The sequence below is a fragment of the Occallatibacter sp. genome, from assembly GCF_036502485.1.
Lineage (GTDB): Bacteria > Acidobacteriota > Terriglobia > Terriglobales > Acidobacteriaceae > Telmatobacter.
Genome location: NZ_DASXYM010000106.1, coordinates 1 through 3006, shown reverse-complemented (window position 1 = coordinate 3006; position 3006 = coordinate 1). Strand labels below are relative to the sequence as shown.

Annotated in this window: 3 protein-coding genes; all 3 read right to left on the bottom strand. The window is 59.7% G+C overall.

Annotation, left to right across the window (positions count from 1 at the left end):
* Nucleotides 1-1941 (bottom strand): ABC-F family ATP-binding cassette domain-containing protein (locus tag VGL22_RS14405; protein WP_465267632.1); only part of this gene is annotated, 1941 nt, incomplete at its 3' end.
* An 87-nt stretch (nucleotides 1942-2028) separates the two neighbouring features.
* The gene (locus VGL22_RS14400) at nucleotides 2029-2229 is read right to left on the bottom strand and encodes a hypothetical protein (protein ID WP_465267631.1); all 201 of its coding nucleotides are present in this window, start codon (nucleotides 2227-2229) and stop codon (nucleotides 2029-2031) included.
* Between the two features lie 136 nt (nucleotides 2230-2365).
* Entirely contained in the window at nucleotides 2366-2797 is a 432-nt protein-coding gene (locus VGL22_RS14395; RefSeq protein ID WP_465267630.1) for a L,D-transpeptidase family protein, read from the bottom strand.
* Nucleotides 2798-3006 lie beyond the last annotated feature (209 nt).

Below are 3006 nucleotides of genomic sequence, written 5' to 3'. Positions count from 1 at the left end.
TTCCCACTCGCCGGTCAGCGCATTCAACTGCACGCGAAGATCCTCGGCAAGCTTGGTGAGCCGCTGCGTCTCCTCGACGGACACAAACCTTCCCAGCTGCTGCTCCGTGTCGGCAAGCGCCGCCTCCACCCGTGGAACTTCCTCTTCAAGAAACGCGCTGCGATCCTCCATCTGCTTCTGCTTGATGGGGTTCAGCCGCCTCGGTTTGTCTTTAGCGGCGTCCAGCTCTGCGGTTCCGAGGTTTCCATTGGTCGAAACCGCCGGTGCAGGAGTCGCGGATTTCACCTCTGCTCCAGGCTTCGCCGTAGTGGACTGAGCAAACGCTGCTTCGTTCGCCAACCCCTCTTTCCTGCGCATGTAGTCTTCGTAGTCGCCTTCGTAGGTGGTAACTCCGCCGTTCTCCACTTCCAGCACACGGGTCGCCAGCCGGTCAATGAAGTAGCGATCGTGCGACACGAACACCACGGTGCCGCTGAAGTTGGCAATCGCCTCCAGCAGCACGTCTTTGGCGCGCATATCCAGGTGATTCGTCGGCTCGTCGAGCAGCAGGAAATTCGACGGCGACACCAAAATGCGCGCCAGCGCGAAACGATTGCGCTCGCCCCCACTCAGCACGCCAAGCGGCTTGAACACATCGTCCCCTGAGAAAAGAAAACAGCCCAGCAGGCTGCGCAATTCGCTCTCCGGGACCTTCACAGCAGCGCGGCTGATGTCGTCCAGCATGCGCGCGTCAGGATCGAGCACCTTGTACTGATCCTGCGCAAAGTACTCGCTCACCACGTTATGCCCTATGCGCGCCATGCCGGACGTGGGTGCCTCCACGCCCGTCATCAGCTTGATAAGGGTGGATTTGCCGGCGCCATTCACCCCCACCAGCGCCACGCGGTCGCCGCGCTCGATGGTGAACCGCACGTTCTCAAGGACTCTCTTTTCGCCGTAGCTCTTCGATAGCCCGTCAGCCTCCACCACCATGCGCCCGGACGGCGCCGGCTGCGGAAATTTGAAATGGATGACCGGCTCTTCCTCCGGAATCTCGATGCGCTCAATCTTCTCGAGCTCCTTGATCCGGCTCTGCACCTGCTTGGCCTTCGTCGCCTGGTAGCGAAACCGGCTTATGAACGCCTCGAGATGTTCAATCTGATCTTTCTGGTGCTTGTAAGCTGCCTCGAGCTGTGCCCTGCGCTCATCCTTCTGCGTCAGGTATTTGGTGTAGTTGCCGTTGTAGATCGTGAGCCGCTTGTTCCAGATTTCGACCGTCCGGTCGATAGTCACATCCAGAAAATAGCGGTCGTGGGAGATCAGGATGTAACCGAACGGATAGGCCTTGAGGTACTCCTCAAGCCAGTTGCGTGTCTCCAGATCAAGGTGGTTCGTTGGCTCGTCCAGCAGCAGCAGGTTGGGCCTCGCCAGCAGCAGCTTGGCCAATGCAATGCGCATCTGCCAGCCTCCGCTGAACTCGTCCGTGAGCCGGCTCCAGTCGTCCTTGCCGAACCCCAATCCAGTCAGCACGGCTCCAACCTGCGCGTCCAGTGCATACCCATTCAGCGCGTGGAACCGCTCCTGAAGCATGCTGTAGCGCTCGGCCGCCGCCTTGTACTCGGCGCTCTCGTGGTCAACTTCAGCCAGTTGCCCGCCCAGCCGCTCAATCTCCCCTTCCATCTCGCGAATCTCGTCAAACACCGTCAGGCATTCTTCGAAGATGGTCCGCCCGGTCAGGCGCAAGCCCTCCTGCGGCAGGTAGCCGATGCTCATGCCGCGGGTGCGCTGCAGCTCGCCGTAATCCAGCGACTCCAGCCCCGCCAACACCTTCATCAGCGTCGACTTGCCCGTCCCGTTAGCGCCCACCAGGGCAGTCTTTTCGTTGTTGCGAATAAGCCAGTTGGCTTCAGTAAAGAGGATCCGCGGCCCAAACCGCTTCCCGGCATTTTGCAGTGAGAGCATTCCCTATCAATCTTCGCAGAACCGGGCTGCCTTCCGCGGAACAGCCGCCGCCATCGCCGCCGCGTCGCCCTGCGTCGCCTGTCCCCCCTACTTGGAAGGCCTGCCGTCCGGATCGGTGAGGACCTCTTCACCGTCCTGATCCGATACCGCAAACCTCCGCCGCGCCCGCTCGGACTTTTTGCCGCGGTTGGATGTAAAAATATGTTCGTCAAGGCGCAAAACGCCGGCCACCAGCACCAGCAATAATGGCGCCGCCATCAGCAGTGAACCAAAACCATCGGCAGTCATCGTGAATTCTCGAAAGGGAAGCACAGTGACCTGGTGCAGTAACCCACACTAAACACCCATAGTCACCTAAACGAATTACCCTATCGGTTCTACACGTTCGTTGCCTGAATGGAAAGAACAAACCGACTTCCTTACGTTACGGACGGATCTCCACTAGTGTGCCGACCGGGACCATCTTCCAGATTGCCTCAATCTCGTCGTCGGTCACAGCGATGCATCCCAGCGTCCAGTCGTAAATCCGGTGCCCGCCGCCAATCCAGCCTTTGCCGTTGGGCAGCCCATGGATCATGATCGCCCCACCGGGGCTCGCTCCCAGCTTTGCGGACCGCCGACGATCGTCGGCGTTGGGATACGAGACGTGCAGCGCCTTGTGATACGCGGAGCGCTCGTTGCGGCTGTCAATGACGTAGCGCCCCTCGGGAGTACGGCCGTCTCCTTCGCGCTCTTTGGGAGCCAGCCCGCCCGATCCCAACGCCACCTTGTACGTCCGGATCACCTTCCCGCCAGAAAGCAGCTCAAGCACATGTTCCTTCTTGAGGATGAGCACCGAGTCAACCTTCGCACGCATTTGACCCTGCGCAGGTAAGGATGATCCAGCCAAGATGATGATGGCCCCCAAAATCCGGCGCAGGCCGGTTGAGCTGCATCCTTTGATTTAGTCCAGCGGGAGTGAGAGTTCTCCGATAAATTGGGTCGATGAGGCCCTGACGAGGAGGACTTCAGATGCGTAAGAGCCGTTACAGCGAAGAGCAGATTGTGGGGATTCTGAAGGAGTCG

Coding starts and splice junctions, on each gene's coding strand:
- VGL22_RS14400 (WP_465267631.1), bottom strand. CDS start 2,229: ATGACTGCCGATGGTTTTGGTTCACTGCTGATGGCGGCGCCATTATTG.
- VGL22_RS14395 (WP_465267630.1), bottom strand. CDS start 2,797: ATGCGTGCGAAGGTTGACTCGGTGCTCATCCTCAAGAAGGAACATGTG.